Here is an 18,227-nt window from a genome sequence, read left to right on the forward strand (position 1 = left end):
AGTTATAATGAATAAAAATAGATTACTAAAAATGTTTGAACAAACAGGTGCTGAAGTTTTAATCTCAGAAGCACCTCAAACAAGATTATGATACGCAAATGTGCAAACTACCGATGGTTTTATTGCCATTGAAAAAGATAAAGCAACTTTATTTGTGGATGGTCGATACATCGAATATGCGCAAAAACATGCTAAAAATGTTGAAGTTGTGTTAATTGCAGGAACCAATATGCAAGATTGATTTAAAGCACGTAATTTCAAAAAAATTGCTTTAGAAAAAGATTATTTAATTAAAAATGTTCAAGAAAGAATTATTAGTTTAATACAACCTGAAGAATTAATTTGAGTAAGTGGACAAGAATTAAGAATTGTTAAATCTCAAGAAGAATTACATTTAATGCAAAAAGTGATTGATATTTCACTTAGTGCATTAAATGAATTCAAAACTTGAGTTAAGGCTGGAATTTCAGAAAAAGAAGCAGCAACGGTATTAAACTTCTTACTTAAAAAACATGGTGCAGATAAAGAAGGATTTGATGAAATTATTGCTTCAGCTTCTAATGCTGCAGAGCCACACCATCATCCAACTGACAAATTAATTGAAGATAATAGTTTATTAAAAGTTGATTTTGGTGCTAAGTATCAAGGTTATACAGCTGATATTACAAGAACCTTTGTAGTAGGTGATGAAAGTAAAGTAAACCCAGAAGCTTTAAAAATCTTACAAATTGTTGAAGAAGCTGCGGCTTTAGGAAGAAAAGCTGTTAGACCAGGAATTAAAGTATCAGAAATTGACAAAATTTGTCGTGATTATATTAGTTCCAAAGGATATGGACAATACTTTACTCATTCAACAGGTCATGGACTAGGAATTGATGTGCATGAACTTCCAAATGTTTCGGGTCGTTCAAATACAATTTTAGAACCAGGAATGATCATTACTGTTGAACCAGGAATTTACATTGAAGGTTTAGCTGGTGCAAGAATTGAAGACGATGTTTTAGTTACAGAAAGTGGTCACTATGTATTCTCAAGACCTCTTACAGAAGATAACAAGCGAAATTTCTAGAAAAAATGATGTTATTGAGTCAGGTTATTTAGATGTTACTAAACTGCACTCAATTTATTATGAAGTATATGGAAACCCCCAAGGGTTTCCTATCTTTATAATTCATGGTGGCCCAGGGGGTTATTCGAATCCAATTCATAACCAACTTTTTGATTTAAATATTTTTAAATTAATTTATTTTGATCAAAGGGGAACTGGAAGAAGTAAACCATATTTAGAATTAAAAGATAATAATACTAATGCATTAATTCAAGATATTGAAAGTTTGCGAAACTATTTTAAGATTGATAAAATTAATTTATTTGGCTCAAGTTGGGGCACAACTTTAGCCTTAGCTTATAGTATTAAATATCCCCAAAATGTAAAGCGCATTTTGCTTCGCTCGGTTTTTTTAGGTCGCCAAGAAGATATAAATTTTTTATATGAAGAAGGTGGAGCAAGCGTGTATTACCCTGATTATTTTGAAAAATATAAAAATCACGTTAAACGAATCCATGGTAAAAGTTTGTTAGAAAAATATTACAAAGTCTTCAACAAACAAATTAGCCCTTTATTTCGTACCGATGCAGCTAAATACTTTTATGACTGAGAAAGCTCTTTGGTTTCAGTGCATAAATATACTCCAAAGCGCTTTCCTGATCCAGAAGACAGAAAACTTTATTTATCAATTTCAACTTTAGAAACCCATTATTTTATCCATAGATGTTTTTTCGAAAAAGATAATTATATTTTAGAAAATACCTCCAAGTTAGATAATATTACAGTTGACATTGTTCACGGACGTCAAGACGTAGATTGTCGCCCTATTGGAGCTTATTTACTAGCTAAAAAACTAAAAAAATCTAAATTATACTTAGTTGATAATGCTTCACACACAATCAAAGATAAACCACTTTGAAATGCATTGAAAAAAGTAGCTAATCTTTGAGCTAAAGAACTATCAAACCCGGCAAAGAACTAATCTCTTTGCTGGGTTTTTATTTGGCTGGTCATCTAGTTTTTTGATAAATAAAAATTAACCTCAAATTTTAATATAATTAAAATATGAAAAAATATTTTAAAATCCTATTAAATTTAGCCTCTTTACCTTTGGTAGCCAGCACAGCAATTGCTTGTGCTAGCTACGAGCTAAAATATGATAAAGATAAAGAGTTTGCAAAACTTCAAGCAACTAAAACATTAAAAAATTGAGGTGATGAATCTTTTGCTAAGTTAGTTAGAACTAATAACCTAACTAACCTTAGCTACAAAGATGAAGCAAATAACGTCCAAAGCATCGCTCCTTTTAATAAGGAAGCAAAAAGATCTAATGTAATGTACCAATTAACTGTTTATTCTTTTGCTGATGGTAATAATGATGGTATAGGTGATTTTATTGGTTTAAAAAATAACCTAGATTACTTTGTTAATTTAGGTATTGATACTTTATACCTTTCACCAATTCACCCTGCTTCTTCTTACCATGGTTATGATGTTATTGATTATACTGATGTAGTACCTGAGCTTGGTGGCATGGCTGCTTTTGATGAATTTTTAACCCAGGCACATGCGAAAGGAATTAGAGTTGTAATTGATATGGTTTTAAACCATACTTCATATGAACATCCTTGATTCCAAAAAGCCTTGCAAGGTGATCCTAAATATATGAAATATTACTATATGTATCCTAAAACTTCAAGCGGGGGACAAAAAGAAGGAACTGATGATATAAGACATTTATATAAAGTTGTTAATACTCCTGGTTCAAACCCACCACAATCTCAATATAAATGAGCTGCAGAATTTTGATCAGGGATGCCAGATCTAAATTTACAAAATCAAGAAGTTATTGATGAAATTAAAAGCATTCATAAATTTTGAGCTAAAAAAGGAATTGATGGCTTTAGATATGATGCTTTTTACCATTTCTTTGACTCAACTAATATTTATAAAGGGAATAATCTTAAAGGTTATGAAGTACAATTATTTAGTCAATTTAGGAAAGTAGCTAATGAAGAATACATAAAAGCCCAAAACAATAATATTTCAAGATCATCATTAGAAGCATTTATGTTTGGTGAATGATGAGATGATTCATCAAATCAAAATTCGCAAAAAAATTGATTCAATAACCGAGATGAAATATCACTTAGTTCATTAATTGATGGTTCACGCTGAAAAAATTCAACAAGTGTTGAATTAAATACTTATGAAGAAATTCAAATGATCAAAAGATTTACTGATAAAAATGGGGTTATCAGAGAATGAATTCCGTTTTTAGATAACCATGATGTAGAACGCTGAATCTCTAAAATTAAATCTGGTCTTGGAGAGTCGCAAGTTACTAATGAACCTCATAAATTAACTGATAAAGAAAGGGCAAAATATCTTGCTGCTTTATTTAGTTTATTATCTCGTGGTGGTCTTCCAACACTTTATAATGGGAACGAAATTTTAATGCAAGGAGCCCCTAAAACTCGTGATGTAAACGTACGTGAAGCTTTTTGATGAGAAGATACTACTAAAAACGTTGACTTTTACGAACTTAAAAGTCCTGATGACCGCATCTCGCCAAAAGCTTCACCAGGCGAAGGAAGTGTGGAAGCAATTATTAAAAACCCTAATTCATCATATAACTTAGTTTCTAAACTTATTAACTTACGCAAAGAATATATTTCAATGCGTGAAATGAATGAAAAATATGTTGTTGAAAATCCTACTACTATCTTAAATTTCTCAACTTCACAAAATGATTTTAAAACTACTAATACAACTTTAAGAAATAATAATGATGGAACTTACCTTTTAATCCTTTATTCTGATTCAATTGAAGGAACTTCTAAAATTAGTTTAGAAGCAAATTACCAAGTAAAAGAAAAATTATTTGGAGATAATTTTTCTCATACTACTTCAAACAATAAGACCACAATTTCAGCAAGTGGCAAATTGAAATTTGGGGCTTACCTCATTGAAGCTAAATAGCATGACTAGACAAGTAATATTATCAATATCATTTGGCATTAATTTTACGATAAAATAAATTATTATTATAAATTTGTTAAAATTATTGTAGAAAAATGAAAAAGCAAATCCAATTTAAAAAAATTCCCTTCAAAACTAAGCTTAGATACTTACTAATTGGTAAATATCCGCTTGAAAGAAGGTATAAACCAAAGATCTTAGAATATCTTTTTATGATTTTTTCTAATATTGTTGCTTTTGTGATGACAATTCTATTGCTTTTCATTATTAAAAAAGCAATAGATGAAGCAAAACCAGGTGAAATATATGGAAACGTTACCTCATCATTAAATGCATACGAAAGTAGGATCTTTATCTCGGTTTTATTACTGACTTATTTAGTTAATTTTATTTTGTCAATTCATGTTTTATACATTCACAAAAAAACCGAATTTAATAAATTATTTGCTTTACTTGGAGTATTATCATCATTAACTTTTTTATCTCCAATTGCAATCGTTTTTCTAATTATTGCATATCAAAAAAATGAATTAGCTTTTGAATAGCTAAGATCATGAAAAATAGATTTAAGGAATTATTATGAAAATACGTAAATTTATATTAGCTGCAACTAGCTTATTATCTGCAGGAGCTTTTGCAGCAGTATCTTGTGGTACATCTAATGTTGCAGAAAAAGGTGAAATTATTGTTGCTGTTGATGGTGTTCAAAAAGACTTTTATCAAAAAGCTATTGAAATCTACAACAAAACACCTTCAGCTGCTAATTTCAAAATTAAAACTCTTCAAAAAGACGTTTGAGGTGCTTTAGATTTTGGTTTACAAGGTAATTCATCTAGTGAAGTAGCTGATATCTTCTACTTACCTGGTGATAGAGTTACAGACTTAACTCAAAAGAATGCTTTAAGCTACATTGATGACTTAATTCCAGAACTAATTGATGAATTAGCTCAAGCAACTAATGCTACTGAAGCTGAAAAAGCACAACTAAGATCATTTGGTACAATCCGTGGTCGTTCAGGTAATAACTCTGTAAGCAAACTTATGGCTATTAGACATAACACCGAAGCTATTATACTTGCTTCTAGATTACCAGAAGCAGAAGCAAGAACAGTGCTTACAAATCCAAATACTGATACTTTACTTGAATTAATTAATCAAGGAAAACTTCTTTTAAGGTTCCAAGACTTCTGGTACGCTAATGGTGTGTTAGCTGGAGCTTTTGAAAAACTTGCAAAAGATAATCCTAATGATGCAACTTTAACAAATATTATGTCAAGAATTTTATATACCGATACAGCTACTGGTAAAATTTCTTCAGGTTTTGTTGAAGGAAATCAATACAATGCACACTTTAAAGCAGCATTAAAAGTCTACTCATCATTATTTTTCCCAATTTACGAAGCAGCTTTCTTAAAAGATTCAAATGCCTATGCTGAGACAGTATGAGGTAAAAATGGCATTTCACAATCAGACTTAGTTGAATCATTAAATAGTTCAACAGGTGAAGCACAAGCTAAAATCTTTAGTTTAATGAAAGATGGAAAAATCGACTATGCTGTTATTGGTTCTTGAGATACTCAAAACTCAGAAACAGCAGGTGGAGCAAAATCATTCTTTAACGTTGTTAAAGCAGATGATAACAACCGTTACTTACAAACTCCTGGTTCTTGATCATTTGCAATTAACTCAAGAAACAATGGAGCAAGTAGTGCTAGAAAAACAGCTATTAAAGAATTTTTTAAAGCTCTTTACTCAGTAGAGGCATTCACTGAATACTTTAAAGATGATTCTAAGATCCCATTTGTTGATAATGTTCAGAAAACTTTAATTAATGGTATTAAAAGCGAAAATACAGCAGAATTTAACGAAGTCACTAAATTTGCTCAAGAATTAGGTTATGCAAATTATGCTGCTTTAAAAGCTGATGTTGATAAAAAAATCTCAGATATCTCAGTATTATCTAGCCAAGGAATTTGAGGAAATTCTTGAAGTGCTGATGGTGAAGGATCAAATAAAACAGATCATACAGCAGATGCTAACAAACTTAAAGCAGCTAGCCAAAAATCATCATTAAAACGTCCAGAAGGTGTTTCACAATCAGACTTTGATGCTATTACTTTAGGAGACATTTTACCTCTTAGAAACACTGTTGCTGCTTTATTATCAGTTGACAATTTAGATAACTTAGTTGGTGAAGAATCAGCTGGTAGCGGTAAACAACCATGAATGGTTGGTAAAGACTTACTTAAAGAAGGATCATTAAGTAGCGATGATGCAGCAAAAATGACTCAATCACCGATTGCGCTTCACATGAGAAAAATCGAAAACTACATCTTTGGAGTTAATGGTGATAATGATACAAATAAATTCATCCAAGAATTAACAACTGCTTTAACTACTGATAAACAAAATAATAACACTGTTGAATTAGATAAAATTGTTACCGAAAAAATTGCTAATGCCAAAAAATTCGTAACCAATTTTGCTAAAACAACATTAGATGATGCTAAAATCAAAGAAGTTGTTAAACTTTATTTAAATACTTACTTAAATGCTGCTCGTGTTAGAGCTTCAGTTGGTGATATCTTTAAAAATACAGTCTTTGTACAAGGTAAAACAGCAACCTACAAAGAAGTTGATGAGAAAGTTAAATCATACGAATCTAAATTAACTATTGATAAATTACTTAGTGTTATTTCATCTGATAAAGAAATTGCCCAAGGTGGACTTGGTAAATTAGAAACTCAACCAGCACGTGTTGATAATTCAAACCCACAATTTGGAATTGTTTGAGACTATATGAACAATAGAACATTTGGAAATGCTCAATTATACAGAAAAATGGCAAGTGAAGGAATTAATACATTAGATGCATTTACCAATAAAATGGCTAAAACTTTAAGTGGCTTATTTAGTAACCAAATTGGAGTATTGAACACTTCAAATTCAACTACATACGTTACAATTTCAAACTAATGTATAAATATAAATCAAACATAAGTAAAACTAATTTTTATATTTTATTAACTCAAATAGCGCTACTTACTGCAGCGCTATTTGTCTGGCTCTTAATCCCTTTTGGCTTAGGGATTAATACTTCTAATTACCAAAAGATAACTAAAGACTTAACTAATGAACAAATTAGTGAATTAGGTCAACAAATTGCCATGCGAACCTTAATTTCATATTTAGCTAATACTTTTATAATTTTATTCTTTCTAGTTTACTTAGTTTTGCTTCGACATAAACATAAACATGGATATATTTTTATATATTCATGAGTGGTTGTCTTTATAACCTTAGCAGCTTCACCGTTTTTTAATGGAACAGAGCTACTTTCTACCTTGCAGTTAGTCTTTGGAAGCTTAATTACAATTATAAATATTAGCATCATCATTACTTTAATTTATCTTTTGTTCCAATATCATATAAAACGTAAGTTTCACTATTATGAATGATTTAAAATACATAAAGGAGGAAGTAAATAGTTATGAAAGAATTAAAACTTTATAACTGATATGGCGAGGAATTCGATAGTATTCTTCCATCTTCTGTTGGGAATCTAAAAGCGTATAAAAAACAAATCAAAAACATTTTCATGCGCGACAATGATAAAATCAAAGCGCAAGAAAAAGTAGACCGTGACTTATACTTAAGAGCAAGAACTAAACTTAGTGATAATTTAAAGCGTGAACTTGCTAGTCATAGAGTTGCTTATAAAAATAAAATAGGAGTCTTAAAAGATTCAATTAAAAAACTTAAATATTTTGATTCAATGAATTCATTACTGCGCTTTGAAATCAAAAAATTAGCTAAAACTAAAAAATCTATTCAAAACTATGCTCAAGACTTTGTTTATTCTTTAACAAAGTCTGCTGACGAGCTTAGCTATAAAGTTAGTATTATAGATGATTTAAAGAAAAAAACTTATTTAGATGAAAAAGAAATTTTCAAAAAATATACTATCTTTAACATCATCTTAATTTACATTAAAAATAATCAAGATCTTAATTTTGATTTAAGCAAAATTAGGGATAAATTACTTCCAATTGAATTAGTTTGAATTGACAAACTCGCTCAAAGTCAAAATGTCTCAAAATATTTTTTAGACATTTACAATAAACTTGAAGTTCAAAGAATTTCGTTGCAAAATAAAAAACAAGAATTAATGCGCCAATATGAGCAAACTAACCAATTACAAAAAGAACTTTATTTAAAAGAAAAAGCTAATATTAAACTAGAAGCTAAGCAAAAAATTATTACTTTAGAATATGAATATAACCAAAATTTAAAAGATCATCGCGATAAAGCTAAAGCAAACCAAACTAAAGCACTGGAAAAAGTTCAAGAGCAAAAAGAGCAAATTTTAGCTTCAGAGCAAAAAAATAAAGAAATTAGCAATAATATTATTTTAGCTGCTAAAGAAAAAGTTAAAGCTCTAACTTTAGAATATAAAAAACAATTAACTAAAGCAAAGTTTAGAGCTAAAATGCAAGTCTATAAAGACTTAGTAAGTTTTTTAAAGAATAAAGATATTCAAACTGTTAGTTTTGACTTTAGTTTTAATAACTTAACTAATGAGGAATTAAATAAAAAAATCAAGGAAATAGAAACTTACTTTAATACTTCTACGCCTCAAAATGATTTAGCTAAAATAGCCACAAAAGAATATTTAAGCAAATTAAATTTCTTTAAAACACAAAAAGAAGCTAAACTTTTAGTTAAATCACAATACAAATCTCAAGTTGGAGCAATAGTTAAAACTTATAGTTATGAAGGATTATTTAACTTAGAAGAAGCTAAAGCTTTAAAAGAAGCCTTTATTGACTATCGTTTAACACGTTTAAAATTTTTAGCCGAAAAAATTGAAGCTAAAACTAGCTTACAAGAACTAAAGTCTCTTGGAATTTACGACCAAGAGCAACAAGAATTTAAAGCTGCAAAAGCTAAAATTCTTGAACAATTTAAAGCTCAAAAACTTGAAGCTAAAAACAGAATTAAAAATAAAGAAATTACTAAAGCTGCTTTTAAAAACAAAAATATTGAACTTAATATTTTTAAAAAAGAATCTATTAACGAACAAAAACTAAAATCAAAAGTTCAATCTAACAAAGAAGTTTTAAAGTCTTTATTTTGACGTCAATTAGCTGAAAATAAAATTAATAAAAAACTTTATGAAAGTAAAGTTACTGAAGCTCAAAAATCAATTCCTGTTGAAACTATGAAAAACTTACGTTGAATTAGTTTCTTTGCCAACTTAATTTTTCCTGGTTTTGCTGAATTAGTTTTATTTAAACAAAACCTTAAGGGTGCAATTATGTCAGCTATTTCAGTAATAACACTAGCTTTAGTTATTCCGTTTGCTTTTGGAGCATACTGAAAAGCTATGGGAGGAATTCCTGGATTTAGTGATCTAGGTGCTGCTGGTCATAGTTTTAGTAAAGGACTTTTTCCTGATGCTCGTGTCTATTTATTTGGTGGAGTAATCTCAGTAATTATCCTAGTTTTTGCAATTATTTATCATACTATTGCAGCTCTTGGGGCTTATCGCGTTGCTAAGCAACTAGAATATGGCTCAAGACCAAGTAAATGAGCACATACTAAAAGATGACTAAATACTAGTGGATTTCCTTGAATGATCTCACTTCTTGGTTGAGTTTTAATGGTCTTTATTGTCGCAACTCCAGTTATTACCTCGATTTTAGTCTCATTTACTAACTATGGCTTTATGCACGAAGCACCAGCTCGAACAGTTGATTGAGTTGGACTAAAACAATGAGGAAAATGATGAGTTTTTAGAGAACAAAACTTATTCTTATCATTACAAAGGGTTATTTTATGAACAGCAATTTGAACCCTTGCTTCAACTATAATTCCAATTTCACTTGGAATTATAGTTGCTGTTTTAACGAATAATAGTAGAATTAGATTTAAAAAGATCTTTAGATTAATTTATATTTTACCTTGGGCAATTCCTGCCTTTGTTACTTTAACTTTTATTAGAAGTTTATTCCGCGGAGGAGATGAAGGGGTAATTAATATTATCCTTACTTCAATGGGTTTAATTTCAAAAGCTAAAAACTGGCTTACTGAAATTGGGACAGCAAGAGTGTTAGTTATCTTAGTCCAAACATGGATTGGATATGCTTGAATCTTTATGCTTGTTACAGGTAATTTACAATCTATACCAAAAGATATTTATGAAGCTGGTTCAATTGATGGCGCTAAAGGACGACAACTATTTTGATATTTAACTTTACCGTCTCTTCTTATCTCAATTGCGCCAATGTTAATTGGACAATTTGTCGGAGCTTTTAATAACTTCACTACCATCTCAATTTTCACAGGTGGTGGACCTGCTTATGCCAATTCAACTTCATTTGGTGAAGCATCAACAGATATTATTATTTCATGAGTTTACAAGTTAACTACAGGAGCAGCTCAATTTGAAGGTAACCAAGCCTTTGCTGCTGCTTTAACTACCTTAGCTGGTTCATTCAGTATTGCAATTAGTGCAAGAGGATTTATTAAATCTATGGCAAGGAGAGATTAATTATGTTAGATAGATTAAAAAGACAAATATTTTATAAACACAAATTTGATTCACTAACTATTTCAGAGCAAAAATTATCTCCTAAACGTTTGAAATTTAACGAATCTGATTCAAAGCCACCAACAGTATTAGAAATAATCTGACTTTTCTTTAATTACATTATTTTATTATTTTGAGCAATTATTATTTTATTCCCAATTGTTTCACTAATTACAGCATCATTTAACGTTGCTAATATTAGGGTAGTTGGTCTTTCGCCATTTAGTTTTGGTTGAGATAACTTTAAATATTTATTCACAAGTGAACGTAGTTTATTTTTAACTTGATATGGAAACACTTTAATTATAGCTGGGCTAACTTCACTTATATCAACAGTTGCCGTAGCTTTAAATGGCTATGCTTATTCAAGATTTAAATTCACAGGATCAAGACATTCCTTAACCATTGTTATGATGTTGCAAATGATTCCTGCGACTTCTTCACTTATTTCGCTTTATATCCTTGTTAAATTAGGTGAATCTTTATTTGGTTTTTCAGCCGTTATTATGTTAATTCTAATTTATTCTGGAGGAGCAATAGCCGGAAATACTTTTATGCTCAAAAGTTATTTAGATACTGTTTCATCAGAACTTGATGATTCAGGTAAAATTGACGGATGTAACAACTGAGGTTTATTCTTTAAAATCTTACTTCCAGTAATTCGTCCTGCGCTAATTATGGTCGCACTTTGGTCATTTTTAACCCCATTTACTGATGTTATTTTACCTCGGTTTGTGCTAATTGAAAATGACAAAAAAACTTTAGCCATAGGGCTAGACACATTTATAAATGCCGAGCAAAAACATGTTAACTATGGTGCTTATTCTGCTGGTTCAATTTTAGCTTCACTACCAGCATTTACCCTCTTTATGTACCTTCAAAGATATATTGTGGGTGGACTTAGTGATGGAGCTGTTAAAGGATAATATAGTATGAAACAAATTAAAATTACAGATAACCAAATTCCATTAGATGATGAATTAGCTTTAGAAACTTCAGGTTTTGAAACAATTGATATTGATAAAATGATTTCTGAAGTTGGTGAATTTTATAATTCAAATAACGGTGCCCATATTAATTTAGTTAACATCTCAAAGAAATATGAAGGGAATGAAAACTATACTTTAGAAAATATTAACCTAGAAATTAAACCAGGAACTTTCTGTATCTTTTTAGGACCTTCAGGTTGTGGTAAAACAACTTTATTAAGAATGATTGCCGGATTAAATTCCATTACTAAGGGTGATTTATTATTTAACAACAAAAGGTATAATAACCTTTTACCAAATGAAAGAAATATAGCTATGGTCTTTCAATCATATGCCTTGTACCCTCACATGAATGTTTATAATAATATTTCATTTGGTCTAAGAATTGCAAAAGAGCGTAAAGATATTATCGATAAACGTGTTAAAGATGTTGCTAAAATTTTAAAAATTGATAACTATCTTTATAGAAAACCTCGAGATCTTTCTGGAGGACAACGGCAACGTGTAGCAATAGGAAGAGCTATCGCACGTAAACCACTAGTTTTCTTAATGGACGAGCCTTTATCAAACTTAGATGCAAAGCTACGTGAAAACATGCGTCGTGAGATTGTAAATATTCACCGTATGCTTAACACTACTAGTATTTATGTTACTCATGACCAACTTGAAGCTATGACCATGGGAGACCAAATCGTAGTTTTTAACGATGGTAAAATTCAACAAAATGGTAAAAGTAAAGAACTTTACTTTAAACCAGCTAACATCTTTGTGGCTAAATTTATTGGTTCGCCAACTATGAATACTTTTGATGCTACTTATGAAAATGGTCTTATTTCAGATAAAAACAAAAATCTTGCAATTGAAATAGACCAAGAAACTAAATCAAAATTAACCGAAAATCAAAAATTAGTCGTTGGTTTTAGAAGTGAAGATTTGCGCATTCACCACGAAGAAAAACAAGGTACTAACTTTATCAATGGTAAAATCTCTAACATTGAATTAATCGGTAAAGATCAACTAGTTTTAGTTAAAGTTAATGATGATTTAGAATTTATTGTTAATGCATCAAATAGTGAAGAATTCGAATTATTCTCATATGTGACAATTGAATTTATCACTTCCAGAATTCATATTTTTGATAAAGAAACCGAAAACAGAATAAACTAATGAAACACCTTGCAACTAATTATTTAAAACGTAAAATAGTTTTAATTTCCTTACTTGTTTTACTCACTTTAATGTTCACTTTTCAATTAGTTATGATTAAAAATTTCCTAAATTGAATTGACTATGAATATAAGTGAATACAAGCTGGGGAATTAAGTAAAACTTGAACAATTGCCAGAGTTGAAAAAGAAGCGCCAGCTTTACAACTTAAACCATTATTTCTAGTTTTAAATACTATTTTCTTACTAATGGTTTTTAGTGCTATGCTGTTAGTTGCTTTTAGTTTATATACCTTATTTAAAAACCTATATAACGGTGATCTTTATTTAAAAATAGTTAATTACTTAGTTCCAATTATGTTTGTACTTCTTTTCTTTATTTTAACGCTTCAACCAGCAGAAGTTAATCAAGAAAATATCTTGAAAATTGAAGATGACTATGGAGTTGTAGTTGATGCACCAGTTAAAACTTCTGGTGGGCAACTTAGCTATTTATTAACTTGACTTGCCTTATTCTTTGGTTTTATTAATATTTTCTTAATCATTATTTCTCGCAAATCATTTGGCTATTTAACAAATGATCAAATCTTAGCTAAAAAAAGGAATGAAGTTGATGAATTAAAACTAAGAATCCAAAACATCCTTGAGAATAACTAATTTTCAAACAACGAAAACTCCTTGTTATGACAAGGAGTTTTTAATTTTGCGTATAATTTGATAGTATAAAGTTGTAGACAAGAAAAAATAATGTAAAATATGTGTATGAAAAAGTTATACCATAACTGAAAAATCGAAAAAATCTTCAAAGGTTATTTAAATAACCAACTTAGGCAAACTCCTGCAATTTGAGATGACCCAAAATTCAAATTACCAAAATCAAGATTAGACTATACTGATTTATGGAAAAAGGCCCCTAAAGCTAAACCATATGTTAAAAAACGTAGTACAAATGTTATTTACCAACTTTTAGTATATAACTTTGCTGATGGTAATAACGATGCATTAGGAGATTTTATTGGATTAAAAAATAAAATCCCTTATTTGGTGGATTTAGGAATTGATCAGCTATGGCTTAGCCCCATTCAACCAGCTTCTTCATATCATGATGGTTATTCAGTAATAGATTATTGTGCTGTAGCTGAGCAACTTGGTGGTATGGACGCTTTTGTTGAGTTTTTGTCAGCTGCTCATGAAAATGGTATAAAAGTTTATTTGGATTTAATTTTTAACCATACTTCATACGAACATCCTTGGTTTCAAAAAGCTTTATACAAAGATCCTTTATATGAAGCTTTTTACCGCCTTGATCCTAGTTATCAAGACAGTGATGTCAAAAAAGATACTCAAAAAATTCGCTCAAAATATCATCGATTAGATCAAAACATCCAAGCTTCTAACAGACAATATTTAGCAAGATTTACCTATGGAATGCCTGATCTAAATTTAGATAATGAATTAGTGATTAAACAACTTATTGAAATCCAAAAGTTTTGAACTACTGTTGGAGTTGATGGTTTTAGGTATGATGCTATTGCTGAATTTTATTCAAGCGAGCAAGAAACTAAACATAATTTTAATGAAGCTAAGATTTTTAGTATGCTCAGGCAAGCAAGCAATGAAATTACTAGCTTAGAACAAAACAGGGATGAAGTATTTATGATTGGAGAATGAGTTTTTACTGACCCATTAAAAGCCTTAGAATATACTACTTATAATGGCTTGCAAGCCTTAGACACTATTTATGATGGTTTTAAATATTTTAGGCAAAATCCAGATGTAAGAATTAAATATCAAGATTTAAAAGAAGTAGTAACAAAATATTACAATGCTTCGGCTAAAACAAAATGGGTACCTTTTTTAGATAATCATGATGTTTTAAGATGACTTGATCATTATCGCTCTGAGGTTTTAAACTTAAAACCTCATGAGCATAACAAAAAATTATCAAGCTTAGAATTTGATGCTCAAAGAATTGCTTTAATGCAACTATTAGCTTTACCTGCTACCCCAATTATTTATTATGGTGATGAATTATTTTATTATGGAACAAGGATTTATGGTGATCCATCATTACGTGAACCAATGAAATGAGATAATAAGCAAGAAAATTGTTATATCTTTGATAATAAAGTCAAAGAATCCGATAAAGATCATGTGCTTTTAACCTCAGCTTTAACCCTTGATTCAGCTGATAAAGCACGTAAAGACCAGAGATCTTTATATACCTTTTTAAAATATTTAATTAGTTTACGTGAAAAATACCCATTTATTACTAAAACAAATCCAAATACTATCTTAGATCCTTATGAAGTAATTGATACTTTGGATTATTCTTCATTTATAGTTAGATTAAATCCTAATAATCAAAATATGCTTCTTTTATTTGGTTTTTGTAACTATCAAAATAATTCATTATCAGTTATAAAAATCTCACGGAAATATCATTTTAAACCCTTATATTTATATAAGGCTAAAAATAATAGTTGAAACATTGAAATTGAACAAGGAGGACTAATTATTTTTGAATTAATTCGAAAATAATTAAAAATATATATAATGAAAACACATTTACGTACATTCCCACAAAGAAAAAATATCCAAAATTCAGATATAACTAAAACAAACGAAATTATTCATTACTTAATGGATTTAATTAAAACAAGAAAAGTTCCCGTTAATAAAATTATGCCCTCTGAGCATGCTATTATGGAACGTTTTAATTGTTCTCGTAGTGTTGTTGTTACTGCATACTTAAAATTACATGCCCTTGGTGCAGTATACTCAATTCCAAAGCGTGGTCATTTTGTCGCTGAGAACTTTCATAACTTAATTAAACCAGTAAGTTATTTATTACAATCAGATAAGCAAACTGGTGAAGAAATTTATAATTTTAGTTTCCCAGATTGATTTGAGAAAAACAACATTATTTTAGTAGAGGGTGCAAGAGCCTTCAAAAAAACATTTTACAAAGATAAACAAGTAATTGCTGAAGCTGATCTTTGAATCTCAATTAAGAGCATTGATAAAAATGAACCAGTTGATTTAACTGTTCCATTAGTTGATATTTTGAATGCTCGTGAGAGCATTAAAAACTGTGTTTATCGCATAACTTATGAAAAAGATGTTAACCGTCTTGGATATAAAAATATGCTTGTTTTGACGATGTTTGGATATGATGAAGATTCAATTTGTATTGCTGGAAAGTATTATATTAAACCAGAACACTTTGAATTCTTCCACCAAGAATTCTCTTTAACATAAAAACAATCAAAAAACAACCTTTTTGGTTGTTTTTTGATTGTTTTTATACACATACATTTAAGATCTGTATCATAACCCTGAACTGTGCAAGTTCTTTACATTTTTTATATATTATATCTAATAAATTTTATAATTATTTAACTATGAATTTAGTCAAAAAAAGCAATGAATTTTTCGCAAATTTTGATGCAAAATTTGCTTACCATAAAGATGACTTAGGAGCCATAATTTTAGGTAATAAAATATCGATAAAATTATGGCAACCATTAGCAAAAGAAGTTAATCTTTTGCTTTATAAAAAAACTGATTTAATTAATCCTTGGTTTAAATTCCCAATGCAAAAACTTTTTGAAGGTAGTAATTCAAATGTTTTTGTGTGGCATGTAGAAATCAATAAAAATAAATATCAAAGCATGTATTATAACTTTGAAATAGTTCAAGCTAATAATGACATAACTAGAGCACTGGATCCTTATGCTAAATCAATGGCACCTTTTAATTGAGAAGGGTTAGAACACAAAGTAGGACTTGGAGCTTTTATTGATTTTAATTCTCATAGAGTTGGAACAAAACCTAGAGATTTAAATACAAATCTTAATAATTCGGTTGATCCAAATATTTACGAAATGCATGTAAGAGATTTTACTAGTTTATTAATCAATAAACCTAAATACCAAAAAGTTGGTAAATTTAATAACCTCTTAAAACACGATTTATTTGGTTATTTAAATAAACTTTATTTTACTCACTTACAACTTTTGCCCTTGCAAGCTGCATATACTGTAAATGATTTAGATAAAACTATTTACCAAAAAGCAACAGGTAAAGGTTGAACAACTAATTATAATTGAGGTTATGATCCTCATAATTATTTCACTCTTAATGGACTTTATTCGTCTAATCCAAAAGATCCATATAAACGAATCAAAGAATTCAGAGCTTTAGTTGATAAAGCTCATGAGCAAAATATTGGAGTAATTGTTGATGTTGTTTATAACCACATGATGACTAACAGCATTTTTGACAATATTCTTCCAGGATATTATTACCGCGATAAAGCACGTAAAATGCCTGTTAATTATCCTCCTTTAGCTGATGAAAGGTTCATGGTTAAAAAATTAATGCTTGAATCTTTAAAATATTACGTTGAAACTTTCAATGTAGATGGTTTTAGATTCGATCTTTCTTGCTTCCACCATAAAGAAACTTTAGATGAAATAGCTTTTGCGCTTCGAAAAATAAATCCAAAGTTAATTTTACATGGTGAAGCATGACCTTTTAGTGATCTAGAATTTGAAGAATCATATATTAAAGGATCTACTAACAACAAAATTAAATTTGGTTACTTTAATGATACTTTAAGAGATGCAATTAAAGGAACAGAACACGAAAGCTATAATACCGGGTTAATCCACAAATATTCAAAAACTCAATTTAAGCAATATGTCACCTCAGTTGTTGCTGGTTTAAAAGAATATGATTTTAAGGATACTCCACATTCAAAAACTAAATATGATTTATATAATGATGATGTCGGAATTAATTTAAGTTATTTAGCATGCCATGATGGTATGACTTTATGAGATAAGCTTAATATTTTAAGTCCTAATAAATCGTTTAAACAAAGATTAGAAGCTTACCGCCAAGGATTAATGATGAGTTTATTAACACAAGGCAGACATCTAACTTTAGCTGGTACAGAGTTATTACAATCTAAGCCATGTGACCTAAGTGGTGAAGAAGGTTTCAAATGTCAAGTAAGTGAATATGATGATTTTAATGAAAAACCTGATAACCAAGCTTTTATGCCTAATTCGTATAAAACAACAGACTATACTAATGGACTTAAATGAAACCATTTAAAAAATCCAGAGGTCAAAACCTATGTTTTTGATTTTTTAGCTAGCTTAAATAAATTTAGATTAGAAACAAGTTATTTAAGATTGGATACTAATCCAAAAGTTTTTGAGCGATTAAAATTTATTTATAGCGATATTGAAAAAGGAATTTTAATTTACAGTATTGCTAATAATGATAATACTAAAGAACTTTTAGCCTTACATAATTTTGCAGATTATGATTTTAATATCACAAAATACCAAGGTAAAACATTATTTAATTCAAAACTCGAGCATACCCCAAACATCTTAAATGCTCATTCAACACAAATTATTGAAAGGAATAAATAA

13 protein-coding genes are annotated in these 18,227 nt (G+C 29.4%); all 13 read left to right on the plus strand.

Annotation, left to right across the window (positions count from 1 at the left end; translation table 4 throughout):
- Window positions 1-7 precede the first annotated feature (7 nt).
- A complete protein-coding gene (locus EXC44_RS01490; RefSeq protein WP_129621311.1) occupies window positions 8-1,069 on the plus strand; it encodes an aminopeptidase P family protein in 1,062 nt (353 codons plus the stop codon).
- A complete protein-coding gene (gene pip / locus EXC44_RS01495) occupies window positions 1,023-2,030 on the plus strand; it encodes a prolyl aminopeptidase (protein ID WP_129621314.1) in 1,008 nt (335 codons plus the stop codon). The genes EXC44_RS01490 and pip overlap by 47 nt, the downstream gene beginning before the upstream one ends.
- Window positions 2,031-2,113: 83 nt before the next feature.
- Entirely contained in the window at window positions 2,114-4,030 is a 1,917-nt protein-coding gene (locus EXC44_RS01500; protein ID WP_129621317.1) for an alpha-amylase family glycosyl hydrolase, read from the plus strand.
- A gap of 95 nt (window positions 4,031-4,125) precedes the next feature.
- Window positions 4,126-4,575 carry a hypothetical protein gene (locus EXC44_RS01505; protein ID WP_129621320.1) on the plus strand — a complete coding sequence of 150 codons (450 nt, stop codon included), beginning with the start codon at window positions 4,126-4,128 and terminating at the stop codon, window positions 4,573-4,575.
- 34 nt (window positions 4,576-4,609) lie between these two features.
- Window positions 4,610-7,006 (plus strand): hypothetical protein, encoded by a 2,397-nt coding sequence (locus tag EXC44_RS01510; protein ID WP_129621323.1) that lies wholly within the window; start codon window positions 4,610-4,612, stop codon window positions 7,004-7,006.
- The gene (locus tag EXC44_RS01515) at window positions 7,006-7,518 is read left to right on the plus strand and encodes a hypothetical protein (protein ID WP_129621325.1); all 513 of its coding nucleotides are present in this window, start codon (window positions 7,006-7,008) and stop codon (window positions 7,516-7,518) included. Before EXC44_RS01510 ends, EXC44_RS01515 begins: the two co-directional genes overlap by 1 nt.
- 2 nt (window positions 7,519-7,520) lie before the next feature.
- The gene (locus EXC44_RS01520; RefSeq protein WP_129621328.1) at window positions 7,521-10,583 is read left to right on the plus strand and encodes an ABC transporter permease subunit; all 3,063 of its coding nucleotides are present in this window, start codon (window positions 7,521-7,523) and stop codon (window positions 10,581-10,583) included.
- Window positions 10,584-10,585: 2 nt separating this feature from the next.
- Entirely contained in the window at window positions 10,586-11,548 is a 963-nt protein-coding gene (locus EXC44_RS01525; RefSeq protein ID WP_120160803.1) for a sugar ABC transporter permease, read from the plus strand.
- A 6-nt stretch (window positions 11,549-11,554) separates the two neighbouring features.
- Window positions 11,555-12,778, plus strand: a complete 1,224-nt coding sequence (locus tag EXC44_RS01530; RefSeq protein WP_099309174.1) for an ABC transporter ATP-binding protein — start codon at window positions 11,555-11,557, stop codon at window positions 12,776-12,778.
- On the plus strand, window positions 12,778-13,434 hold the full coding sequence (locus EXC44_RS01535; RefSeq protein ID WP_129621331.1) for a hypothetical protein: 657 nt from the start codon (window positions 12,778-12,780) through the stop codon (window positions 13,432-13,434). The genes EXC44_RS01530 and EXC44_RS01535 overlap by 1 nt, the downstream gene beginning before the upstream one ends.
- Before the next feature lie 105 nt (window positions 13,435-13,539).
- A complete protein-coding gene (locus tag EXC44_RS01540) occupies window positions 13,540-15,318 on the plus strand; it encodes an alpha-amylase family glycosyl hydrolase (protein WP_129621334.1) in 1,779 nt (592 codons plus the stop codon).
- A gap of 15 nt (window positions 15,319-15,333) precedes the next feature.
- Window positions 15,334-16,038 carry a winged helix-turn-helix domain-containing protein gene (locus tag EXC44_RS01545; protein ID WP_099309171.1) on the plus strand — a complete coding sequence of 235 codons (705 nt, stop codon included), beginning with the start codon at window positions 15,334-15,336 and terminating at the stop codon, window positions 16,036-16,038.
- A 143-nt stretch (window positions 16,039-16,181) separates the two neighbouring features.
- The gene (locus EXC44_RS01550; protein WP_129621337.1) at window positions 16,182-18,227 is read left to right on the plus strand and encodes an alpha-amylase family glycosyl hydrolase; all 2,046 of its coding nucleotides are present in this window, start codon (window positions 16,182-16,184) and stop codon (window positions 18,225-18,227) included.

The organism is Mycoplasmopsis bovirhinis, assembly GCF_900660515.1.
Lineage (GTDB): Bacteria > Bacillota_I > Bacilli_A > Mycoplasmatales > Metamycoplasmataceae > Mycoplasmopsis > Mycoplasmopsis bovirhinis.